At 32.7% G+C, this 24769-nt stretch carries 21 protein-coding genes; 9 read left to right on the top strand and 12 right to left on the bottom strand.

The genetic code is table 11. The annotated features are described in order from the left end of the window. Window positions 1–5: 5 nt before the first annotated feature. The 5 genes from B9T31_RS16600 to B9T31_RS16580 form a co-directional block, all read right to left on the bottom strand. A complete protein-coding gene (locus tag B9T31_RS16600; protein WP_086183047.1) occupies window positions 6–752 on the bottom strand; it encodes a molecular chaperone in 747 nt (248 codons plus the stop codon). A gap of 44 nt (window positions 753–796) precedes the next feature. Then, window positions 797–1267 (bottom strand): spore coat protein U domain-containing protein, encoded by a 471-nt coding sequence (locus tag B9T31_RS16595; RefSeq protein ID WP_086183046.1) that lies wholly within the window; start codon window positions 1265–1267, stop codon window positions 797–799. Between the two features lie 508 nt (window positions 1268–1775). Next, window positions 1776–2582, bottom strand: a complete 807-nt coding sequence (locus tag B9T31_RS16590) for a hypothetical protein (RefSeq protein WP_086183045.1) — start codon at window positions 2580–2582, stop codon at window positions 1776–1778. Window positions 2583–3022: 440 nt separating this feature from the next. Next, complete coding sequence (locus B9T31_RS16585; protein ID WP_086183044.1) at window positions 3023–3931, bottom strand: ParB/RepB/Spo0J family partition protein; 909 nt, start codon at window positions 3929–3931, stop codon at window positions 3023–3025. Between the two features lie 7 nt (window positions 3932–3938). After that, entirely contained in the window at window positions 3939–4721 is a 783-nt protein-coding gene (locus B9T31_RS16580; protein WP_086183043.1) for a ParA family protein, read from the bottom strand. Between the two features lie 741 nt (window positions 4722–5462). Here B9T31_RS16580 and B9T31_RS16575 point away from each other — a divergent pair. The 3 genes from B9T31_RS16575 (at window position 5463) to B9T31_RS16565 (ending at window position 9446) form a co-directional block, all read left to right on the top strand. Continuing rightward, the gene (locus tag B9T31_RS16575; protein WP_086183042.1) at window positions 5463–6632 is read left to right on the top strand and encodes a replication initiation protein; all 1170 of its coding nucleotides are present in this window, start codon (window positions 5463–5465) and stop codon (window positions 6630–6632) included. 258 nt (window positions 6633–6890) lie between these two features. Further along, window positions 6891–8690: a hypothetical protein gene (locus tag B9T31_RS16570; protein WP_139840938.1), complete on the top strand. Its 1800-nt coding sequence runs from the start codon at window positions 6891–6893 to the stop codon at window positions 8688–8690. Window positions 8691–8717: 27 nt separating this feature from the next. Next, window positions 8718–9446, top strand: a complete 729-nt coding sequence (locus B9T31_RS16565; protein ID WP_086183040.1) for a hypothetical protein — start codon at window positions 8718–8720, stop codon at window positions 9444–9446. Window positions 9447–9521: 75 nt separating this feature from the next. On the opposite strand, the gene B9T31_RS16560 is transcribed toward B9T31_RS16565, so the two are convergent. Continuing rightward, window positions 9522–10106: a hypothetical protein gene (locus B9T31_RS16560; protein WP_086183039.1), complete on the bottom strand. Its 585-nt coding sequence runs from the start codon at window positions 10104–10106 to the stop codon at window positions 9522–9524. Window positions 10107–10900: 794 nt separating this feature from the next. On the opposite strand from B9T31_RS16560, the gene B9T31_RS16555 reads away from it, so the two are divergent. Then, window positions 10901–11935 carry a linear amide C-N hydrolase gene (locus tag B9T31_RS16555; protein ID WP_086183038.1) on the top strand — a complete coding sequence of 345 codons (1035 nt, stop codon included), beginning with the start codon at window positions 10901–10903 and terminating at the stop codon, window positions 11933–11935. 188 nt (window positions 11936–12123) lie between these two features. On the opposite strand, the gene B9T31_RS16550 is transcribed toward B9T31_RS16555, so the two are convergent. Beyond that, window positions 12124–14313 carry a TonB-dependent receptor gene (locus B9T31_RS16550; RefSeq protein ID WP_086183037.1) on the bottom strand — a complete coding sequence of 730 codons (2190 nt, stop codon included), beginning with the start codon at window positions 14311–14313 and terminating at the stop codon, window positions 12124–12126. A gap of 308 nt (window positions 14314–14621) precedes the next feature. Continuing rightward, a complete protein-coding gene (locus tag B9T31_RS16545) occupies window positions 14622–15806 on the bottom strand; it encodes an FAD-dependent oxidoreductase (protein WP_086183036.1) in 1185 nt (394 codons plus the stop codon). Window positions 15807–15925: 119 nt separating this feature from the next. Here B9T31_RS16545 and B9T31_RS16540 point away from each other — a divergent pair, with 119 nt between their 5' ends. The 3 genes from B9T31_RS16540 (at window position 15926) to B9T31_RS16530 (ending at window position 17833) form a co-directional block, all read left to right on the top strand. Beyond that, on the top strand, window positions 15926–16873 hold the full coding sequence (locus tag B9T31_RS16540) for a LysR family transcriptional regulator (protein WP_171264793.1): 948 nt from the start codon (window positions 15926–15928) through the stop codon (window positions 16871–16873). A gap of 94 nt (window positions 16874–16967) precedes the next feature. Beyond that, complete coding sequence (locus tag B9T31_RS16535; protein ID WP_228146074.1) at window positions 16968–17384, top strand: MarR family winged helix-turn-helix transcriptional regulator; 417 nt, start codon at window positions 16968–16970, stop codon at window positions 17382–17384. A 14-nt stretch (window positions 17385–17398) separates the two neighbouring features. Further along, window positions 17399–17833: a DUF1330 domain-containing protein gene (locus tag B9T31_RS16530; RefSeq protein WP_086183034.1), complete on the top strand. Its 435-nt coding sequence runs from the start codon at window positions 17399–17401 to the stop codon at window positions 17831–17833. 38 nt (window positions 17834–17871) lie between these two features. Here B9T31_RS16530 and B9T31_RS16525 read toward each other — a convergent pair whose 3' ends face one another. Then, the gene (locus B9T31_RS16525) at window positions 17872–18636 is read right to left on the bottom strand and encodes an AraC family transcriptional regulator (protein ID WP_086183033.1); all 765 of its coding nucleotides are present in this window, start codon (window positions 18634–18636) and stop codon (window positions 17872–17874) included. A gap of 105 nt (window positions 18637–18741) precedes the next feature. Here B9T31_RS16525 and B9T31_RS16520 point away from each other — a divergent pair, with 105 nt between their 5' ends. Both B9T31_RS16520 and B9T31_RS16515 read left to right on the top strand, forming a co-directional pair. Continuing rightward, window positions 18742–19962 (top strand): MFS transporter, encoded by a 1221-nt coding sequence (locus B9T31_RS16520; protein ID WP_086183032.1) that lies wholly within the window; start codon window positions 18742–18744, stop codon window positions 19960–19962. Window positions 19963–20463: 501 nt separating this feature from the next. After that, window positions 20464–20946: a two pore domain potassium channel family protein gene (locus B9T31_RS16515; protein ID WP_171264792.1), complete on the top strand. Its 483-nt coding sequence runs from the start codon at window positions 20464–20466 to the stop codon at window positions 20944–20946. 135 nt (window positions 20947–21081) lie between these two features. On the opposite strand, the gene B9T31_RS16510 is transcribed toward B9T31_RS16515, so the two are convergent. The 3 genes from B9T31_RS16510 to B9T31_RS16500 form a co-directional block, all read right to left on the bottom strand. Continuing rightward, the gene (locus tag B9T31_RS16510) at window positions 21082–21831 is read right to left on the bottom strand and encodes a molecular chaperone (RefSeq protein WP_213033245.1); all 750 of its coding nucleotides are present in this window, start codon (window positions 21829–21831) and stop codon (window positions 21082–21084) included. An 80-nt stretch (window positions 21832–21911) separates the two neighbouring features. Continuing rightward, a complete protein-coding gene (locus tag B9T31_RS16505; RefSeq protein WP_086183030.1) occupies window positions 21912–23570 on the bottom strand; it encodes a hypothetical protein in 1659 nt (552 codons plus the stop codon). Further along, a partial coding sequence (locus tag B9T31_RS16500; protein WP_171264791.1) for a CS1-pili formation C-terminal domain-containing protein occupies window positions 23563–24769 on the bottom strand: 1207 nt, incomplete at its 5' end. The genes B9T31_RS16500 and B9T31_RS16505, both read right to left, overlap by 8 nt.

Here is a 24769-nt window from a genome sequence, read left to right as displayed (position 1 = left end):
CCCAGTTAAGGCGATAAAGGCAAAGTTTGCTCACTTACATCTGAATTGACGACTGCAACAAACTTCCCACCTTCGGTCACTTTGATCGTGTTGGGAATTTTCCACTCCATGGTTTTCCCACTTAGTACATATCCAACAAGTCCTTGCTGAATCATTGTTTTTTCATTTCTATCATTCACATATGCAAGTTGACTAAACCGCTTATATGCATTTGATTGATTGATCACGGTCAATTTTTGCGGGCTTGACTTAAAACTCATGCCTTTTAAAGACGTTAAGCCTTGATCCATACTATTGCTATCAGACACTTTAAAAAAAACAGGAATCGAGTACTTTAATAGAACTTGTAGTCCACTCTGTGTTTCTTGCTGAGTATTTGGTAACTCATCGACAATTAAACGAAATGCCTGTTCAGAATTCGTAGCTGGCGTATTTCGAATTAATCGAACGAGCTGACGTTGTTGTGTAGGGATGGTTAAAACCATTGGGCTTGCAATCAAACTTTTAGAGGGTTGTAAAGTCTCTTCTTGATTTTCTTGTACCCACTCATTTACTCTGACTTGTGCACGAATATTTTCATCGCCAGTATTACTTAGCCACAATTCTTTTACCCGTTCATTTGGAGCAAACTCCAATAAAATAGGCGCAACCTGTAAACTCACAGCATGCGCCTGTAGCATAAAAATATTTGCAACTAAAATACTCGCACCACATACTCGTAAAAAATAAGATAAATGCGCTGTATTTTTCATATTGATATCCTTCTAAATCAAGAATATCCCTAACATATCAAATATTAGTAAGTTACTGTAGCTGTTACTGCACCAGTATATAAACCTGCACGTACATTTGTAGAACCAGTCACACGAGCAGTTAACGGAATACTTTGTGCAAGCCCCGTACCTTCTCCAGAAAATTTGTTTGACTCAGAATATGCTGCTTTTGAACTATCAAGTAAAGAATACGCAATTGTTGCTGTTGAATCAGTTCCGTGTGTCATTACACCATTACTCGCAAATGATACTTTATAAGGTGTTTTATTTGTACAAGTCACCAATAATGTACCGTCTTTGTCATCTGCAGTAGCATTGCTTGTAATATCAGTAAAAACAATATCATCAGCAGTAATCGCACATGTTGATAATACATTAATTTTAACATTAAAGTTACCAGTTGCACTCTTTGACGGTGCATCTGTAGCAGAAGCTTGTCCTGCAAAAATAAGACCTGAAGTAGCTAAAACTGCAGTAGTGATAATTTTTTTCATATAACGACCTAAAAATAAAGTGAATATTCAAAAAGCAATCGTTATCTTTTACCTACAACTTTGCTTTTCAATTTCTTTCATGTAGCTTGGTGATTATTTGCGCTACTAGAAAGTTGCAGTAAATTAACATAAATAACTGAAATATCAAGAAAAAAAACATATTTTTTTATGTAAGATAAATCACATATTAATTAACATATTGAATCAATATTCATACTTTATTTTTTTATTGAAAAATCTATCATATGAATATTTTTAATTATTTTGTAACTTTAAGCCTATAAATGAATCATCAACTGCTTGATCAATAATCGTAAAAATAAGGCGAATTATTTCTAATTATTCTTTACTAAATATTATCATTTACGCCTTTATTTCGTTTATCTCATATCCCCTGTCTAAATTTATTGGTGAACTCAGATTATTCGATCGAAAAAATAAAACCTATACTCGTTTCAAACGAGTATAGGTTTAAGCTCATATTTTATTAAGCAGCAATATTCATGTATTAATAGTTTTGATAAATTCCTAATACAAATTTTTTATCCGCACCTTGTTTATCTTTATCTTTAGTTGAATAGCTTACAGCTTGGGAAAGCATTTTTTTAGAAATCTCACGCCAGAGTTCCAAAGATAGCTTGTTGAGCAATTGTACAGACTCCTCCGTAATATGATCTACATAAATAGCCTGCTCTAAATATTGATTATCGGCATGTATTAAATTATGTAATCCTGCAGAAAGATGTTGAACAATATTATTGGACAAAATATCTTCATTCACTTTCGGTACTTGTGCAGGTGTAAAACTATTCACTAATAGATATACTAACTTTTTATCAAAATGAACCAAACCAAGTCGAATCAGTTCAAGCAATATAGATTTAGGATGCTTCTCCGTTGAGATTTCATGAACTAATGATTCAAAACTATAATCGCTATTTGTATAAGGTATGGTCATACCAATATCTTTTTCAACCCATAAAGCTAAAACACGTGCAGGAACACTTGCTAAAGGATTGACCTGAAAAGTTTCAATATATTGATGAATATCACCTTGATCTAAGCGAAGTTGAACAACATCTCTTCGATTCAAGCCCGATAATAAACTAATAGATGAATCGGTCTTTTTTTGTCCTAACCGCTCTAATTCCAAAATAGCTGCATTATAAAAAATCGTTTTTTGTGATGATATATAATCACTATAACCTACGCCATTTTTGATTAACCAAGAAGATAATATTTGCGTAATATTCAAAACATTTTTTAATGTCGATTCACTATCGGAAGTAATAAGCCTAGAGTTTTTCATATTCATCTATTTTATCATTTGATGATTTTCAAAGATATTTTATAACAGATTTATCCTTAGATAATGTATAAACAAAGTTACGTCTGAATATTTTATGATCGCATTTAGTAAAATAAAACTAAATCATTGAAATTCACATAGTTATTTTCAATTAAATAAAAAAAACATTCAATTAAAATATTAATTTTTTTATCCCCGTTCCCGTCCCTCCGACAGAAACATTAAAAAAAAATTCAATTACCAGATGAACATAGATTATTAAAAAACTAAAATTATTCATTTCATCAACCTATAATATTATTTTTATTGCTTAAACTTATTTTATTTTAAGAATTATTATTCTTATTTCGTTAATCGACATCTATAGCTTATTTTTAAACAACATTAATCTCTTTGCTTATTTAAACACAAAGAAGTACTTTTTGAGAATAATTTTCTCTTTTATTTTAAAGCTTGGTCTTCTGTAAAAGTTTAGACAAAACTCCTTCCAATTCATTTAAATCCTCATCACTTAACTGATTTAATTTTAAAGAAATCTTTAACACATTATGATCAAAATTAATTTTTCCTGCAATTTTTCCATCATGTTCAATTTTATGCACAATTGAATTTGAAATTGGCTTTTGATTGGCTTTTGCATGAAGTAATCGTTCTGCAAATATAGCCAGTTTAGTTTGCTCTAACTCTTTATTTAATAATTTACTCCAAGCATTTAATAGTGCAACTTTAGCTTCGGTTTCTTGATCATTATGATCAGATAAGAATTTTTTGACAGCAGTTGCAGCTGTTCGTGCGAGTAAATCAGGATTTTTATTTAAATCTGTAATTATTTCTTTTGGCATTTTTTCAAAAGAAAGATATTTATACATATCCTCGCGATTCATGCCTAAAGATTTTGCGAGTTTTTGTTTATTCTTTTTTAATTTCTCATCAAGCGAGCTTAAGCCAATATAAACTTCATAATCTGTTAGATCTTCACGTTTTAAGTTTTCTGCTAGTGTTAATAATGCAACATCTTGATCCGTAGCATCAATAATAAGAACTTCAATCGTTTTTTTATTTAAAAACTGATGTGCTCTCAGTCGTCTTTCTCCAGCAACTAACTCATATGTATCATTTACGCGACGTACTGTAATTGGTTGAAGTAACCCAATTTCATGAATTGAATCTGCTAAATTCTCAATATTTTTTTGATCAAAAACTTTCCGAGGTTGATTTGGACTCATTTTAATCTCACTAATTTGTACATTTCGACGTAATTCTTTTATTTCGTTAACTTGTTCTTGCTGTGAGTTATGATGTTTTTGAGTGTTTTTTTGCAGACGTTGAGCTAATAACTCTTTAGGACTAATCATATCTATCTCAATTCAAGTTGATTTTCTGAACTATTTCTAATGCTAAATTTTGAAACGCTTTTCTAACTTTTGTTCCTTTATCTAATTGTAATAATGATTGTTGTAATATAGCTGCTTGATTTACTTTCGTACTCAGTGGAATAGTTGTTGCCATTAATGATCCAACCTGATGAAATGCTTCCTCTCGAATAAGTTTACACACCGTTTGACGTTCATCATGTTTAATTAATAATGCACCTAATAACTTTAAGTTTGGATTAATTCTTTCAATTTTCTTCAAGTGATTTAATAAATCAGTAACACCATATAAACCATATTGAGAACCTGATTCTATTGGAATTATGACATGTGTAGATGCTGCTAATGCATTGCTTGTCAATAATTTTAAACTGGGAGGACAATCAATTAAGATAAAATCATAAATTCCATCTAATATTTCTAATTTTTGAATTAATTCTTCAGATGGCCGTGGTGAATCTTCTTTTAATTGATCTTCAGTTTTTCCTAAATTTAATGATCCATAAATTAATGAAACATTATCTATATTCGTTTTTTCTTCTATCGCTTCTTGCAAAAGGTGAATTTCACCGATTAAAAGCTCTGCAGATGTTATTTCTATTTCACTAGGATGTTTGATTCCAAGATGTAAACTTGCATTTGCTTGAGGATCTAAATCAATAATTAAAACTTTATAATTTAAGTTTGCTAACTCTGATGCTAAATGAATGACGGTTGTTGTTTTTCCGCAACCGCCTTTATGATTCGCAATAGAAATAATCTTTGTAGACATATTTGTCGTAATTAATTTTATTAAATATATTGTTAATATAAAGGTCTTTGTAGCAACTTGCTACACTTATTTCTAAAATAATATTTCGGTTTTTAGTTTTTAATGATGTGTTCTCTTAATTTATATTTATTATTATTAGTTAATTATAATTATATGACTAATAATTGTTTAAAAATCAATAAATTATATTTTTAAGAGTGGAAGGATTATCACGATAAAGTGAAAGCCATGTCATTCTATAGTGGAAGACTTGTCATGATAAGGTGAGGGAGATGTCACGATAAAGTGGAGAGATTGTCACTTCAGTGCAATACTTGTCACCATAATTTAACATATTCTTTTAATATTAAATTAATATCATAATATTCAAATGCTTATCTTGTGGTTAAGTTCTATTGACTTTTATTTAAAGTGTAATTCTTGTCATTTATTTTTCTGATGTTGTGGATAAAAGTTATTAAGAATTTAATGTTTTTAAAATTTATATGAATATAATCGTTTTAATTTTTCCATTTAGAGCACTATGGTGGAGAGTTTGTCATTAAATGGTGAAAAATTATAAAACATTCACTTTTGAAATTAGATTAGATAATTTATTTATAACTTCATCTCGATCTGTTGCTCGAAAATTATTTATAAATACGAAAGAAAAAACTTAATGGTCATATATAGGTGAATGATTGATTTTTTTTCCACCCTTATGTATAAGTGAATAAGTATTATTTAATTTTCTATATTCTTATGAATACTTTTAACGATACAGATGAAATTGATTATTTACCATATTGCATAGGTAATATTCGTCAAAATGGTGTAGTAAGTACAAGTAATCGTCTTATTCGTCCTATTGAATTATCAACAAATGAATACAAAGCCTTATTATATGCGATGGCAGTTGCTAATTATGGTGAAAAGAATAATCAAAATTATGAAATTACAGAACAAACTTATATTTATTTACATAAAGCAGATTTAGGTGAGTTATTAGGATTAGATAAAAAAAATTCAATTAATGTTGCGATTGATCGTATTTATAAAGAACTCTCTTCTCGAGTAGCACATTTTATTATTGAGGAACCGTTAGAAAATTCAAAAAAGAAAGTAAAAAAGGTTCATTCTGTGGTTCCGATTATTCGAGAATTGCGTTGGGAAGATGATGCCAAAAATGCATTACAAATACGCTTTACACGTGAAGTACTACCTTATTTCACTCGGTTAGCGAGTGGGAATTTTACGACTTATCAGTTAAAGGATTTATTTGCATTAAATTCAGTGACGAGTATGAGTCTGTATTCATATTTTATAAAAAACCAATTTAAATATGTAAACAAAAAATCATATGAAGTTGAAATATCGATAGAAAATGTTAAAGCAATTATTGACATCAGTGAGAAAAAGTATGATCGGTGGGTTGATTTTAGACGTTACGTTTTAGATAAAATTATTAATGAGATTAATTCTCATACTAATATTATGTTGAATTATGAAACCATTAAAAAAAGTAGAGCTGTGATTGGTATTCGATTTAACGTCAGTAGTAAAAACCTAAAAGATCATATACAAATTGAAAGTGAGCGTGTTAAAATATACTTAGACGTTGATTTTAATGATAATATTTTTGTAAAAGAATTAGGTGCAAAGTTTGATGCTTCTACACGTTCTTGGTATATATATTCTGATGACGAGAACTGTCAGCAATTTGTGAAGTGGTTTAAAATTGACGGTTGCTTAACTGACTCTCAGGCGAATGTAATCATTAATGATATTATTTTTCAAATGGATTTTGCAGAAGCAGGTGTATCAATGTTTGATTTCAAAAAAGAGATGAAATATAAGTTAAAAAATAATTCTGAATTTGTTCAAGAAAATCGCGATAGATTAAATGAAATATTTGGAAAAGAGATTGTTTAATAAATTGTAGCAACTTGCTACAGGTGATCTAATACATATGTATATGTTTCAATAATTTTATGTGCTGAATTTAAGTTTAATAATTAAGAGTATTTTTTATAAAAAAAATTTAGTATATTAATGTTTGAGACCTGGTATAGACAAAAGTAAAAAATTAATATTTCAGCATAAAGATATTACGTGTATTAATTTCTTATTGCTGTGTTTGATTATAATTTCATATTCGATTACGAAATAATATTATTAGCGAGATTCGTTGTGGATTTGGATTCTAAATTTAATTTATATATATTTTTGGCTATCCTGATTGCATTACTATTGGTGATTTGTATAATTATACAATTATTGATTATAAAAAAAATTTTACGATTGGATCGCCATAGTAGCTCTATTTCTTATGAAAATAAGATTGAAGAAGTGATGCTACAAAGTCAGGAAAATAGGCCTAAATATAGTGAAAAAAAAGATATTTCAAAGAAGCTAAAGGAGAATGATAAACTAGAAAGTTTTATTCAAATCGAGAGTATTCTTTTTTTAGATAAATTTTATCCTGAGATCATAAAAAAAATACAATCAAAAGAGCATATACTTGATTATACTAAGCGTGTAGGAAAAGCAAAAGAAAGTTCAGAAGCGTTTGATGCGAATGAGTTTTCAGTTAAAAAAAATGGAGATGTAATCAGCATAAAAGGTGAAGACGAGCCTTTATATGTAAATACAACAGAATCTGATATTGAGACTTCAGTCGTGAAGGGAAATTTTCTAAATGTTAGCATACAACCAGAAATTGGGACGCCAGTCGTGAAAGAAGAACTCCTAAATATTAAAGAAGATACTGAAGGTGAGTTGCTAACCGTAAAAGAAATACTTTCGGATGTTAGTCTCGAATCTGAAACTCAAAATTTAACTATGCAAAATGAAGCATTGAACGTGAAAGAAGAGCTTTCAGATATGAGTATCATACCTGAGATTCAGAATTTAACTGTCCATACTGAGCTTTTAGGCACTAAAGAACATCCTGAAATAGAATTATTAATTGAGAATAAAGAAAATTCAGATCTTCATGTGCAGCCAGAAACCGAGAATTTAACTATTCAAAATGAAACATTGAACGTGAAAGAAGAGCTTTCAGATATGAGTATCATACCTGAGATTCAGAATTTAGCAGTTCATACTGAGCTTTTAAACATTGAAGAACATCCTGAAATAGAATTATTAGTTGAGAATGAAGAAAATTCAGATATTCATATGAAGCCAGAAACCGAAAATTTGATTATTCAAAATGAAGTTTTGGATATTAATGAACATGCTGACGTTGAATCATTGATTATGAGTGAAGAGTTGTCAAATGTTAGTGTCATACCTGAAATTCAAAATTCAGCGATTCGTCATGAAGTTTTAAACCCTAAAAACACTTCTGAGACCGATCATATTGAAATTCAACCAGCGTTTGTAGATGTATCAAGGAAAGTTAATATTGAGGCGTTAAAAGCGAAGAAATCTATATTAGAGAGCAAAGAAGCAACGATTATAAAAAATGCTGATCATGTGGTAACGGGGGGAGAAATAAAGAGCTCAGTCATGGAGAATCTTCAGCTTAAATCGACTGAAAGCATTTTAAAGCAGCGATTGGATCAAGATAATTTTGATGATTATTCACATTTATTAATTAAGCCCATTACATTAAATTTTAAAGATAATGATAAGAAAAAAGCTTTAATTTTGCCGCCTGAATCAGTTTTGGACTACAATGTCAAAGAACCTCATAAACAGGTGATAGCAGGGGATGATAAATTATATAATCTCAACAATGTCGCGATAACAAATCAAGTAAGTCGAGCTAATCAATCTCATTTATCGTTTGAAAATTATGATAAAATTTCATTTAATAAGGAATCTAATAAAAAAGATGAAATGAGTTCAAATGCTAAAACTGTAAATGATGTTAATAACGTAGAGGATGCATCTAAAAAAATCAAAAATTTAGATGTTCATAAGAATTTAGATTTTAAAAAAATACAGGATACATATCAAAGAATGGCTGATATGTATAAATAATGGTTTATATATTTAAAAGGTAGTTGAATGAGCTTAGCTAAAGATTCGATTCATATAGTGACTCAAGCGAAAGGCGGAGTAGGTAAGTCCTTTATTTCGAGATTATTAATTCAATATTTGCGCGAGCATATGAATGTCTTCTGTTTTGATGCAGATCCATTAAATGATGGATTGGTTTCATTCAAAGGCTTAGAAGCACATAAGCTTGATATCAAAATGATTAATGGAAACTTAGACTCTCGAGCATATTTTGATCCATTATTTGAAACAATATTATTAAATGATTGTTGCTTCCTCATTGATAGTGGTGCAAGCACTCACATCAATTTTATTAATTATATTAAAGGAAGTGATATTTTAAATTTATTTAAAGAAAATAATCGAGAAATATTTTTCCATGTACCTTTAGCTGGAAATGTTGATTTTCACGATTGTTATAAAGAACTGCTTAAATTAGCTAAACTTTTCCCTCATAATAAATTTGTGATTTGGGAAAATGAGTTTCATGGTGAATTAGAAGAAAACTATGATCAAGATGCAAATTATAAAGAGTTATCGAATATTATTGGTGCTGTGAAGTTAAAAGATTTGCAGTCATCACCGTTGTTATATGACTTAGAGTTGATGAATAAGAAAAAACTTATTTTTAGTGAAGTGGACGAAAATCAAAATTATTTTGGTGCCATTATTAGACGTCGTTTAGAGCTTTATAAAAACTCTATTTATAGTCAATTAGATACAGTTTTTGATCTATAATTTTTGATCAAAAAATAAAGGGCATTAGAAATAATCTAATGCCCTTTATTTTAAATACATTCTATAAAACGATCATTATGATTTATATTTACGAGCTATATTTTTATAGCTTGCGAGAATATCGTTCATGGTGTTTTCTTTTGTTTCGCTAGCGTTGTCTTCTGTCTCTAACGATATTTCCTTTTCATGATTTTCTGCTTCCTTAATTAAATCTGTTTTCTCGATAGACTTTTCTTGTTTAGCATTGAGGAGTGATTCCTCATTAAGCTGAGCAGAGATTTCAGGTTCATTAATTAAAGTTTCCTCATACGTTGGTAATACATCTACTTCGCGGTTCGGAGGAGAACTTTCATTAATTGTTGGTATCGCTGTTATGTTTAAGTGACTTTTATCTATAGCGTTGATTTGACTCAAATTAATCTCAGAATTATTCAGTTTTTCTGAATGGTTTTGATATTGCTTAATAATTGATGTCCGATCACCTGTCACTGTGTCTATATCTATATGTACATTTTTAGAAATTTTTAGATAATCATTATTTAAAAAGAGTTTATATTTTACTTGTTGCCACATAAAAGGTTTAAAAAAATACTGAAGCTCACCGGATTGGATTGCTTCTAGATTAATCAATATTTTTGAGTTTTTTAAATTCATCTTCATATAAATACGTAAATTATTATATTCATATTTATCATATAATAAAAACATACTTTTGTGTTAGAATTCTCACTATTGATTAATTTTTATATTTAAATTTATAATAAAATCATTGCTTTATTCTTATTAAATCTATATGTGAGTTAAGCATTTACTTCATTTTGGTCTAAAGCATTGTAATGGAATAAAATATTGAAAATGAGCTATATTTTATTTAGTGTAAATGTAAAAAATTAAGAGAATGATAGTGTCGATATATACATGTTTTTTGAAAGAAGCATTGCATCATCATAATCACTAAATTCAAACTTTCTTTAATTTGTAAATGATCATACCTTATTCAAAATGATTTTCCCCCAAAAATCTCATTATTTTCTACAAAGATTTTTCCTAGATTAAACTTATCGCAGGACAATATAAAACGTCATCTTATGAGGTATAAACGATAAAATATGAAAAATTATATTGCTATGATTTTGATGAAGAATCTATTGTGGTGATTAATGAATAATACAAACATAATTTATTTTGTGAATAATAATTAAATTTTCACCTGTGATAGATTGGTCAATCAAGTGATTTAATGGATCATCGCATTGGTTTGGACTTGCATGATAGAGCAGACTAAGCAAATAGAATTTAAAGAAAATTTAATTTTGATCGAAACGATATTTTTTATATAAAAAGATATAGATTTATATAAAATATATGACGTTATAAAAACCTTTTAAATTAATATTTTTATGGCGAAAGTGCATATAAAAATATGAATGATCTTAGAATAAGGAATCTCTTCAATGTCTCAAAATCAATTACCTCATTTAACATTTGCCTGCACATCTTTGCGAGTGAATGATAAAAAAGGAAATGTTTATCATGGGAGAACATTAGAATTTCCAGAGTCTCCTTTAAAAACTAATTTTACTTATTTCCCTCAAGGACATGTTTTCCAGCATAAAACACCAGATGGCTCATTGGGGTTACAATATCATGCTCAATATCCTATTATGGCATTGACGATGCCGCAAAATGAAAATGAGCTGCATGATTGTTTAGAAGGGATAAATTCAGCTGGTTTATCATTTAGTTTGAACATGTATCATCACAAAGGACTAAAGTCTTTAGAACAAAGTCAATATGCAAACTCAATTCCTTTTGAGGCTGTAGGTGAGTGGGGACTTGCAAATTTTTCTACGGTGAGTGAGCTTAAAGAAGGTTTAAAGACAGCGTTTGTTTGGTCTGGCATTATTGAAGTTTTAGGTCTTAACTCTCCATTCCATTTTGCTTTTTATGACAAACAAGGTGACTGTATTGTTGTTGAAATTAAAGATGGTGAATTAGCTGTCTATGATAACCCAATCGGGGTAATGACCAATGGTCCTGAGTTCCCGTGGCACTTAACAAATTTAAATAATTATACGCAGTTAACGAATATTGATGTTCCTGTTAGTACAATTGGTGGATTGCAGTTGGTTCAACCAGATAGTGGTATTGCAACACATAATTTACCAGCTTCAAATACCTCTGTAGGACGCTTCATTAAAGCGTTTTATTATTCAAGTTATGCCAATCAAGTCGAAGATCCTGATGAGCAAATCATCGAGTTATCGCATATTATGAATAACTTTGATCGACCAAAAAACATTAATGTTGTTCAAACACAGCAAAATGGACAACCGATACTGGCACGTGAATATACGGTTTGGACCACACTCACTGACTTATCGCGTGGGTTATTGTATGTTCGTGAGTATTCGAAGTTGAACTATACGCAATATGATTTTAAACAGTTTGAAAACGAAACGTCGCTCTATTCGATTGTGATTAATTAAGGCCTTCAGTGATGTACCAAATTAGCCATGAACAATTGATTGATTTCTGATGCTTAATTTATAGATTGAAGACTATTGATTTAAATTTAAGAAAGTTGCGGTTCAATCAAATTGATGCTAATAAAAAAACCCACTTATTTAAAATAATAAGTGGGTTTTTAAAATTAAGAGATTGAGCGATTTGTTATTTAGAAGAAATAGTTGATTCTAAATAAGTAGTTTCTTGGTGTTCCAGGCATGTCAGATGAGCGCCAATATTCTTTATTTGCCACATTAGTAACGGCAAAGGTTGCCCCCCACTTTTCATCTTTATAGCCCAGAGCAGCATCTAAACGCGTCCAACTTGGCATTTTTACAATATTGTCATTGGCGGTATAATAAGAACCTGTATAGGTGACACCAACTTCGCTATACCACTTTTCAAGAGGTAAATAACGGACAAACAAGTTCCCTGTATTTTTTGAAACTTTAGCTAATTCATTACCTTCTAACTCAGGTTTATGCATGTTTTTGGTAATTTTTGCATCGGTATAACCATATCCGCCTCGGATATATACTTTTTCGAATGCTTGACCAATAAAGCTAAATTCCAATCCTTTAGAAATATTTTCACCAGTAATAACATAAGGTGATAGAGGATCATCAAGGTTTTCACGTTCACGAAGATTGTGTTTTTTGATGTGATAAGCAGAAAATTGTGTATTTAATTTTTCATTAAGCCAATCACTTTTAATCCCAATTTCATATTGATCTAGGTATTGTGGTTGTTTATTAAAAGCATCTAAATCTTGTGTTGCTGTAACAACATTTACACCCATGTTGCCACCAAAGGGCACAAAACTACGGCTATATGATGTATAAATACTGTGTTCTTGTACGGGTTGCCAAACAAAGCCAACATTTGGACTAAATGAATGATCTTTAACTTTTCGATTTTGTTTATACGTTGGAGAACTTTCTAGACGATTGGTTGTTTTAGCATCATAACTATCGTAGCGTAAACCTAACATCAACTTATATTTTTCGCTAAAACTGATGAGATCTTGGATGAATAATCCATAACTTGTACCCTCATTATAATTATGTGAGGTAATTTGATGGCCTGATCCACGGTTACTAAATCTATGCCCAGTGAGCGGATTAATAAAGCCATAAATTGGGCTATTGTCTAAATTCTTATTTGACAATAGAGGTTCGCGTTGTTCATACGACCAATCGGTACCCACTAATAAATTATGTTTAATTGATTTAGTGAAAAACTCACCAGTAATATCGATGGTATTGGCTGTGGTTTTATTGGTAGTTTGTTGCCAATAATAAATTTGTTTCACATAGCCTTTATAACATCCTGTTGTACTCGTGACGGGTACATCAGTAGTGCACATTGTGCCTGAATAGAAATGATCAAAATTTTGTTGGGATTCACGATGGCTTAAACTCCAGTGAAAATTCCAGTTGGGTGCAAATTCATATTTCAGATCTGTTCTGGCTGTTTTAAGCAAATCATCTACATAGTCATGATCTTGTGCAAAGCCCATTTTAATCGAAGTGCCTGGCGGTAAGTTGTCATAAGATGGTCCACGATCTGGTACACGATTGAGTTTGTCGTAGGTGTATTCAGTCGTCCATGTCAGCTTTTGATCATCGCTTCTATAGGTAATGCTTGGTGACAGCATTTCTTCATTTGAACCAATGCCTGAACGGAAGCTATTGGTGTCAGATTTTTCCCCAACTAAACGCACAGCCCAGTTGTCTGTAATGACCTGATTAAAATCAATGGTGCCCCCTACATTATTGTAGCTACCAACATAAGCACCCACAGAGCTTTTAGAGTCAAAATTGGCAAATTTAGTCACCATATTGATGACACCACCACCACTACTACGACCATATAATACTGAAGCAGGGCCTTTTAGAATTTCAATACGTTCAACATTGGCGGTACTCCGACGGATTTGCCCACTTTCACGTACACCATCTCTATAAATATCGCCAGTATCTGCACTGAAGCCGCGTAACATAATGCCATCACCACGCATGTCATAACTGGTAGAAACGCCAGGCGTACCTTGTAGCATGACGCTTAAATCATTTTCGCCATAAATTTTATATTTTGAAACATCAATTGTATCAATGGTTTGTGGAATATCTTTCTTGTCGAGATTATTTCGAGTGACGTTTGCTTGCTTATAGTCCACATAGGTTTTTATTGGGTCGCCTTCATCCATGGCTTCAATAGTGATTGTTGGTAGGACAGCTGTAGTACTTGATGAAGATGGTGCTTCTGTAACTTCAGCTTGAGTATTTTGAATAACAGCCAGCATCATAAAACTAAGCATGCTTAAGCGAAAGACATGCGAGGAGGGAGAGGTACGCATATAAATTAATCAGAAAAATAACACTAATGATAATCAATATCTTTTGCTTTGTTAATATAAATTAACATTTTTATTTTCTAATGTTCATTATTTGTTCGTAATTTAATGTTAAATACAAATTTTTATTTTGATAAAGAATAAAATTTCAATAAGTTATTGAAATTTTTTGTGTTTTTTAAAAAATATATTTAAACAGGTTTCTAATTTTTAATTGTTTATTTCAGAACTGATTGAAAAATAAGCAAAAATGATTTTCTAAATTGCATGATTGTCAGTTCTGAACTTTATTTAAAAATTGATTTTTTGTGTTATGTAAATGATAAGAGCTTTTTATAAAAATCATCGACTTTCGTTTGCGCATTGAGTTGCATGTACTGATTGCGCATTAAACAATCTTGAGAGGTTTCAGTTGCACCATTTTCACCCACAGCTCTTGAGATATCTTGCACAAATTTACACATGGCAAAGCGCTTTTCAGAAAATTTCTGTAACAGTTGAACTAAATCTAACGGGTGATCATGACACTCAGCGTATTGTAACATTTCGGCAAGTTCACAGGCATCTTGAACAGCCATTGCACCACCTTGTCCCATAAAAGGTGTTGAGGCATGTGCAGCATCTCCAATCACGATTGTGCGTCCTTTATTCCACGGTAAGGGCATACGAATTTCCTCAACTGCTGTATATAAAATCTCACTTTGCGAGTTGAGTTGCTTGAATAGGTTAACTACCTCACCCCCAGTAAAATCTGAAAAAGCTTGTTTCATTAAATTATGCCATTGGTCACGGGGTTTCCATGTATTTTGATGGTCAACAATTGTGCCAAACATATACATTTGTTCAGGATTAATCGGAAGAACCCCGACTCTTTTTCCCATGCCCATTTGCATAATTTTAGTGGTGAGATGATGGGGGCGGGCGTGAACACTGCGCCATACTCCAAAGCCAGTGTAATGCGGTTGAATGTCTGGATTAATCCAAGATCTCATTTGTGAACGAATGCCATCTGCACCAATAACGAGATCAAATTCTTTATTATCTTCTTGATTGAAACTGACGTGTACGGTGTTATTTTGGGTGTCTTCCATCAGTGTTTTTACCGTCACTCCCAGATTGAGCGTCACGCCTAATTCTTGCATTCGTTGTAGTAGAATATGATGTAATTGAGCGCGCTTGATCCCTAAAATTCCAGGAATATCGCGATTTATTCGAGGGTAATAGGTATTGACAATAGCAAGCCCTGTCTCTGTAAAATATTGGTTTTCATCATTTTCGATAATAAAGCCAGCAGCTAGTAAGGCTTTGAGTACACCGAGTTTATTAAATTGATATAATCCATTGGAATAAATAAAAATTCCAGAACTATTAAATTGAATTTCTGGAGATTTTTCAATGATGGTCACTTTTTTGCCGAGTTGACGAAATGCAATAGCTGCACTGCATCCTGCAATACCAGCGCCTACAACTAAAATATGATTTATCTCATTTGGCATATTCAATTTCCTTATCCATTATTGTAATTTTCAAATATATATTTTGAAAATTTTGATGCATTTTCTATGAAATGGCTTTTATTTTGCAAAAGAAAGTGTTTAACCTAAGGTTAAGTAAAATGGGTGAAGACGACATGCAAAACATTGAACAAATCACAGCCAGAAATTTACATGTTTTTAGTACACTCATGACCAGTCACGGACTAAAAGAAGCCGCATTAAAACTCAATTGCTCAATGGCAGCGGTCAGTAAGACCATCCATCATATAGAGCAAGTCATTGGTCTAAGGTTATTTGAAAGAGTTGGGGGAAGATTACAAGCCACTGATGTTGCTTATCAAATCTTACCTTCTATTCAGCGTGGATTGCAGCAATTTGATTTAGCTCGTTATGCTTTATTCGGGCTCGAAGCTCAGAAAAAACATTTACGTATTGGTGTTGGTGGTGGAGCATTAGCCGCTTTAGTGCCTCAAGCAATGAACTTATTTTTGGAGATTCATCCTTCAGTTCAGTTAGATTTAGTCAGTAAATCCACACAAGAACTACTTAACCTAATCTCAAATCATCAACTTGATTTAGCAATATGTACTCCTGCACCACAAGATATTGCACCAGAAATATTGGCATTGTGTCATATTGAGGAAATTGCTGAAACAGCACTCATTGCCGCGGTACATCAGTCCGATCCGTTGAGTGAAAAAAATTTGGTCACTCCTCAAGATTTAGTAGGAAAAAAGCTGATTACCATTTATCCCAATTCACCCACTACGGTGATGTTAAAAGCGGCATTTAGAGAAGCGCATGTTGATCCAAACTTTGCTATGAGTGTGAGTAATAGCATGAACGCATGTTATTTAATTCATGCACAATTGGGTGTTGGCTTTATTCATCCTGAGGTCTTGAATCCGCATATTTTTCCGGACATCAAACGCCTTCGCTTTTCTCCTCGCATTTCGATGCGAACTTATATCTATATGCCTAAAAATAAACAAAATTCCCCTTTTGTTGAGTTATTTATAAAGTTAATAAAAGCGGTTCAGAATGATCAAAGAGATTTTTATAAATGATAAGTATTTGTGATTGAGCAGTGATTCAATAATATACTTGCATATTTGTTGATAACTCAAGTATTATACAAGTATATTATTTTAAGAGTCATTTATGATGAACAAAATTGAGTTGATATTAGACCAACATTTGGTTGGATCTTTATTGAGCAAAAAAATAGATTTGGCCTTAAGCGTGCATGGGATCAATTTTACAGAATTTGTACTGATGTATCATTTAAGAACAGCACAGGATTTTGCACTTAATCGAATTTCTTTGGCAGATAAAGCTGCATTAACAGCGTCGGGTGTCACGAGAGTTCTACAACCAATGGAAAAAATAGGTTTAATTGAGAAAAAAAGTAATCCACGTGATGCAAGACAAAGCATTGTCGTGCTGAGTACAGCAGGGCAAGAATTAATGACACACGCCATGACAACCGTTGGGCATACCATTGAATCGATATTTTCATTATTAACTGAGGATGAGTTAACCACACTTCAGTCTATTTTAAATAAGCTTAAAGTTTAGGCAGGAAAATTAATATGAAACAATCTTATATTTTTCCAACACAAGATGATGGCATTCGACTCTTTAAACGCCAATTACAAGGCGAAGTCATTATGTTGAATTTGTTACGTTTACGTGAAATAGCAGATTATTCAAAATGTCCAAAATTTGCACCTGAATTGCCGATTTCTGGTCGCGAAGCATTGCAACTTTATATTGATCAGACCTTACCGTTTTTAAAGGAATCTGGCGGAGATATTTTATTAGTCGCACAGGCGGAAAGCTTTTTTATTGGTCCATCTGATGAACAATGGGATATTGTGATGCTTGTTAAACAAACGTCGATCCAAAGTTTTCTATCATTTGCTGAAAATAAAGCGTGTATGAATGCTAATTTTCATCGAACTGCTGCCATTTTAGATGCTAGATTATTGCCTATGCAGGCGATCACAGATCAATTGAGTCATTGAAAAATGTGCGATAGTGTTGTGCATTCAAGCAATGAGGGCTACTTAAACTTCTGTGGTGAGTAGCCTAAATGTCTTTTAAACATTGCACTAAAAGCGCTCGCATTGGTATAGCCCAATGACTTTGCGATATAAGAGATGGTTTCCCCTTGGGCAAGAAAATCTAAAGCCAATACTACATGCATTTGCTGAATCCATGCACGGTAAGAAAGCCCAGTTTCCTTTCTAAACAAACGCATGAGAGTTCTAGAACTGGTACCTATTCGATCTGACCATATATTTAAATCTTTACATTGCTCAGGGTGTAAAATTAATTGTTCGCAGACCAACACCAAGCGTTTATCTTTAGGCCAAGGAATTTCTATTGGATAGGTCAGTGCTTGCTTAATTTCATCAAAAATAAGAAGTTGTAAGGATTTTTCTAGATCTTCGCTATAAGGAGAACCTGTTTTTTCTATCATATCAAGTTGATTAAAACGTAGAACCAGTTCTTTTAAAAGATTGGTCATCCGAACTAAAAAACATTTTTCGCCCATTACATAGGCGGCACTTTGTTCAACCAGTACGGTGCTTAAGCGAACCTCACTCAGTGGTGTGACACCATGCTCAATAAAGGCTGGAATCCATAACGCACATTGTGGTGGAACAAGCCAAATATGATCAGCAGTTTGCACACGTATCGTGCCTTTAGAGGCATAGAGTAGCTGCGCACGATCATGGCTATGTGGAGCAATAATACTCCCATGTTGATGGCGTGACCCCATCGAAATAAGCAATGTCGATGCTAAATTAGAATGGATTGGCATGTTAAAAACTCAAATTTGTCACTTAGACAATGATTTTTGGAAGATATACTCAATTACGACAAATTATAATAACGCAAAGGAAGCGATAAGTAATCAAGGTCATCTATGAATTCTTCTACACAGACCAATCAAGGTGTTGGAAATAATACCCCAAATCCAGTGAATCAAATGGTTCACCGTATTGTGTTCGCAGTTGCATTAGCGCATTTGCTGAATGATTTAATCCAAGCAGCATTACCCGCGATTTATCCACTATTAAAGGATAATTTTTCGTTGAGTTTTACTCAAATTGGTTTAATTTCGCTTGTTTATCAAGTTACAGCATCTCTATTACAACCGTGGATTGGTCTATATACCGATAAGCATCCTAAACCTTATTTATTACCTTTAGGGATGGTGGTGACTTTATTGGGGATTATTCTACTTGCTTTATCCAGTAGTTTTTATATGTTGTTGGTCTCTGCATCTTTAATTGGTGTTGGATCATCTACATTTCATCCTGAAGCTTCCCGTGTGGCAAGAATGGCTTCTGGAGGAAGATTTGGAACAGCACAATCTACGTTTCAAGTGGGGGGGAATACAGGTTCCGCAATTGGTCCTTTATTAGCAGCAGCGATTATTATTCCCAATGGGCAAGCGGCAACAGCATGGTTGATATTGTTTGCATGTATTGCAATTTGGGTTTTATTTAGGGTCAGCCGATGGACGATTAATCATGCGAAAACTCAATTGAATAAAATTTCGGCAGTTCCGAGTGTTAATTTACATGGGCGGACCTTAAAGAAGGCATTGACCATTCTTTCTATTTTGATGTTGGTGAAATTTACCTATATTGCCAGCTTAACAAACTACTATACGTTTTACTTGATTAAAAAATTTGATCTTTCACTTCAAGATTCACAGTTATTCTTATTTGCATTTTTAGCTGCTGTCGCTGTTGGAACATATTTTGGTGGGCCAGTTGGCGATCGTATTGGGCGTAGAGCTGTGATTTGGGTTTCATTTTTAGGCATGGCACCTTTTGCATTATTGTTGCCTTATGCAAATTTATTGTGGACCTGTATTTTAGCGATTGCTGCTGGATTAATTATGTCTTCAGCTTTTTCTGCGATGGTGGTGTATGCACAAGAGGCAGTACCAGGACGAGTCGGCATGGTGGCAGGTTTAATGTTTGGACTCATGTTTGGTGTGAGTGGTATTGCGGCGGCAGGACTAGGATATTTAGCCGATATTAATGGTATAGAATGGGTATTTCTAATTTGTTCATACTTACCTTTACTTGGCATTATCACTTTATTTTTACCAAATACTCAAGTGAAAACTTAGAAGGTAAATAGTATTTATTTTGAATAAAATGATTAAAGAGAATAAGGATGCTGGTATTCTTACTCTCTTTTTATAAGGTCAAGAAAATGGCCAATTTCGCATTTGGTGTGTTTGGCACATAGAATTGAAATGACAAAGATGTAGCAGTATGCAAGATATTAATATTTTTATTTTATATATTTGAAAAAAATTATATTTAGAATTCAGATCATTGATTTACAACAATCCTATTATTTCCGCATAATATCACTTAAGTTTTTTTTAGAATTATTCATCTTGAAAAGTTTAAAATCTTGCATTTTGCATCACAAAAAACCACTGATGAAAGTATTATATTTTTTAATTATTATTGCTTCTATAATTTTAATTATAAGCCTTTCATTTGAAACATTTCGGAATGACTCTTTTTTAGAACATTCAATTTATTTTGATATTCAATTCTGGATTTGTATTTACTTTACACTCAACTTCTTCATTTTTTTATTTTTGTCTGAAAATAAAATGAAGTTTATTGCAAAATATTCGATTATTTTACTACTTTCGATTCCTTATTTATCTATTTTAGATTACACCTCTATTGAGCTTACAACAAAACAAACGTATTTAATTAGCTTCTTACCTCTTTTTAGAGGAGGTGTTGCATTGGTGATGTTAATTTTATTAATTATGGAGAGAAACACGACAGCATTGTTTATCTCATATCTTTTGCTTTTATTTTCAATTATTTATTTTATTAGTTTAATCTTTTTTATTTTCGAACGTGGTGTAAATGTTGATGTAAAAAGCTACAGTGATGCACTCTGGTGGGCGGGAATGACGGTCACAACCTTGGGGTCTAATATCATTCCAATCACCAGTGTTGGCAAAATATCAACAACAGTACTGGCGGCAACAGGAATGACTGCTTTTCCAATATTTACAGTATACTTCTCATCAATTGTTAACCATTTTAGTAAGCTTGATAAGGATAAACAAAGTAAATGATTTCAAATTATTTAAGTTTATAAAATAAAAAGAGGGAGAGTAAAGATTTCAAAAATTACAAACTCTCCCACTAGCTAATAAAAGTCATCTTGGCTCAATACAATATCATTGATTCTTTAAATGATAATCCTAAAGCTATTGATCAGCATCAGCATCAGCATCAGTATTAGTATTAGTATTAGTATTAGTATTAGTATTAGTATCAGCAGGATCTATATCGACAGGACAGGTGTTTTTAACCATACGATATTGTTTATTAATAACAAGAAAAATCTTACTTCCTGTACGAATAAAATCATTTTGATATTCTTCACCAGGTAAAATATATACATGGTCAGCATCTTCATCACGCTGATTACATTGATTATGCACGATTGCCCTAAAAAATGTATTTCCTGTATTTTTAAGTGTTCCTTTACTTTCATCAACAACATAATCAAATTTTTGTTTTCTAGGACGAATGATTAAAATTGTACTTAACGCAATAGAAGGAATATAGGTGGATGTTTGAGCTGGTTGATTATTATCATATAAGGTTAAGGGTGTTTCTGTGAAAACTACACGATAATATCTTTCTTTATCATCCTTAGGGCCACGATAGAAAATTTTAAATAAATTGGTTGCCTTTTTATCAATCATTGACCGTAAAGGTGCATATAAGAGTTCTTTATCTTTTGTATTAATTCTAATTTCATTGGTATTACTTGGTTTTTCAATTGCATAAGTAGATATGCTATATAGATTTGTTGTTTCTGTGTCATTGGTTATATATTTAGAAATGAAATCTTCTTGAGAGCCCATTTCATAAATATAAGATGAAAAATACATCGCTTGAAGGTTTGCGCTTGTGAATATTATTGATAAAAGGATAACGATATATTTCATAAATAATTGTAATCTTAAAGTGATGAATTTTTAGGAACTTAATTTAAATTATCTTAAATAAGTTCCTAAATTCATTAAATTTATCTTTCTACGCCAATCCAAGTTGCTTCAACTTGAACTTCACCTTCAGCACGCACACTTCCTAACCAATCTCGACCTTCTAAGCTGAATAATGAAACAGAATCATTCATTGGAAATCTTAAATCTAGATTTGTTGAGTAGAAGAATCCCGATTGTTGTTGATCCCACGGCACAACTGTCCATCGAGCATTGGTTAAATTGAGTGTAGCATTGGCATTACACCCACTATATTGTTCAACTTTTTGCCCATTACTATTGGTATAAGATAAATAGGCAGGAATTGCAACATTTAATCGGTTATCATTTGATTTAAATAGGCAGTAATTTGTTGCTGCAACAGTCGTTGATTCACCGATTACTTTTGCACTTACGATATCCGCTCTTCTTGGTGCTGATTGAGTCACTACATAGTTAAATGTAATGTCTTCTTCATTTTCACCAATTTTTCCTGTTTTAACGCGTTCATTTTGGTTTTGATGGCGAATGCTCAGTCCGTATTCACGTGGAATAATATCAATATCCATATTTGTGGCAAATTGATAATAGCCTGATTGTGGTGTAATTCTATTATTTACAGCAAATGTAAATACACCACGTCTTCCTGAGGTTGCAGCACCTGCACGTAACATTTTTTGGAAGAAGGATTTGGTAAATAAAACTTCAACATAGTTATTTCCAGTCCGCAGCATTCTGTTCATACGGTTATCATTAGATGTATCTGCATCGTATCGAACCCAATCATCGCTACCACCGCCATTGATTCGGATATCATAAGATGCAATCGCCATATTATTCAATGCAGCCCGATCAACAACCATGTGTAAATGAGTTGAGTTATTAAATGCTGAGGCTGGTCCAGTCAATTCGTACTGTAACATTTTACAAGCAATGCCTTCTCGTTGTGCGGCATTACCACCCCGAGAAATAACCAGTTCTCTACAGGTTTCGGTATTTTGCGCTAAGCTTGGTGTTCCATCGGTTGCCACCCAGATTTCACTAAAGGCAAAGTTATCTATAAATCTGATATGTGCATCTTTGGTAATATTAAGTTGCATTTTTCGCCATCTGCCCGTTGTTGCATCTTTACAGCGTCCTCCTGCGCTTGGATTATATTCTTCTGTGGTTTCACAATAATGCATAATAAATGCATCTCTTGCATTAACTGGCATATCTCTTAAATACTCATAACCTCCTGGACCAAATGACGCACGAGCATATCCCCCATCGGAATCACCAGATCCTGAACGTATTTTATAAGCACCGAATTGATCTATAAATTCTGCGGGTAAAAACCCAGTTGAAGGGCATGCCCCGTTATTTCGTGTACGACAACGGATCCCTTGAAAAGGCGTTAACATACCAGAGTTTTCTAACCACATATCCACATTATTTCGACTGCGTAACGTTGTATCTGTTCCCATATAACCTAAGGAGTCTTGTCGGTCTCGTCCATAGCGCGTCCAAACGTTTGCCCCAGTGAACCGCGGGTTAAGTGAACTAGATGCAATGTAATATTCTTGGTCTATATTATTTTCAAAGAAGATGAAACTATTGTCTCTATTTGCTGAAAATGATGTCGGTGGATTTAAGGCATGCGCAGCATGATGAATAGAAAACGCTGAAAGTGCGCCAAGAAATAAAGTTCTATAATTAATCATGATTACGTGCCTCTAAATTATTCTTACTATGACTCGCGACTTTATATACACATGAAATTTCACCTAACCAAGCCACACCTTGTTCTTTATTCAGTGCCAATTCAGATTCACAAATATCTCCATTGTCACGAATTAAAGTAATTACTGGATATTTCTTATCAACATCGAGAGAAAACTCACCGTTATTATCAGTTTTGGTTTTACCAATATGGTTATTTAGCTGTGTATTGGCGGCAATCTCACCATTTGGATAACGAATCCGTCCAAAGATCGTCACCATTTGTTTAATTTCAGGCTCAAGTTTTGCGACGTTTCCTGGGTAAAGTACTACCGTGCTCTTACGACCCTGACCGACGCTGACACTATCCATGGAATGCTTATCACTTCTTAATTCCACGCTATATTTTTTATACGGTGGTAAAGGGATAAAGTTACGATTTCCCGTTAGCTTAAAGTCCTGCCCATTAATCAGTGCGGACATGGTGGTACCACGTGGTAAACCTGTTTTAATTAAGAGACCAGAACCTAAGCTATTGTTACCAAGGCCAACATCAAAGTTAGAGCTGGCAATCGAACCTTGGGTACTGTAGTTAAAGCTCTTGCTGTGCGATGAGGCACTTCCTGACAAGGTTCCTGCATTAATACTGGTTTGGTACGCTAAATAAGCCGATGCTGAGAAATCATCACTATTTAAATAATCATTCTTTCTTTTAATCACCTGATTTAAATCCACGCCAACACTTTGCACTACACTATCGCTAAAGTTTTGTTTATAACTGGCATTGGCAAGGAGGTTACTATTTCGGCTGTTAATTCCAGCACTAAACCATCTGGAAATTGGTAAACTTAAATCTAAGAAAATATATTTATCATTATCAGAGCGTTGATTGTCATACGTTGATTTTTGTACACCAGCTCTTAAACCGACATTGGCATAGCGGTTATAAAATAAGTTTTGAAAATATTCAATATTGGTGTTGCTATAACCGCGTCGAAGATCTTTGTTATAACTGGTATTTAGTGAACCTAATTTAGAATACACTTGTTTGAGGTTTAAACTTAAACCTAAATCAAAACTGTGGCTTTGGGTGAAATAGAGTTTATTGCCTTCTTCACTGCGGTTAAAGGCACCCCAGACACTCCCATAACCTTTAGGCAATGCATAACCAACAGAAGTAGATGCCAAATAAGAACCATCA

This window comes from Acinetobacter sp. ANC 4558 (assembly GCF_002135375.1).
In the GTDB taxonomy this organism is placed as follows: Bacteria; Pseudomonadota; Gammaproteobacteria; order Pseudomonadales; family Moraxellaceae; genus Acinetobacter.
Note: the sequence above shows the minus strand (reverse complement) of the source record. Positions and strands in the feature narration are given on the sequence as shown.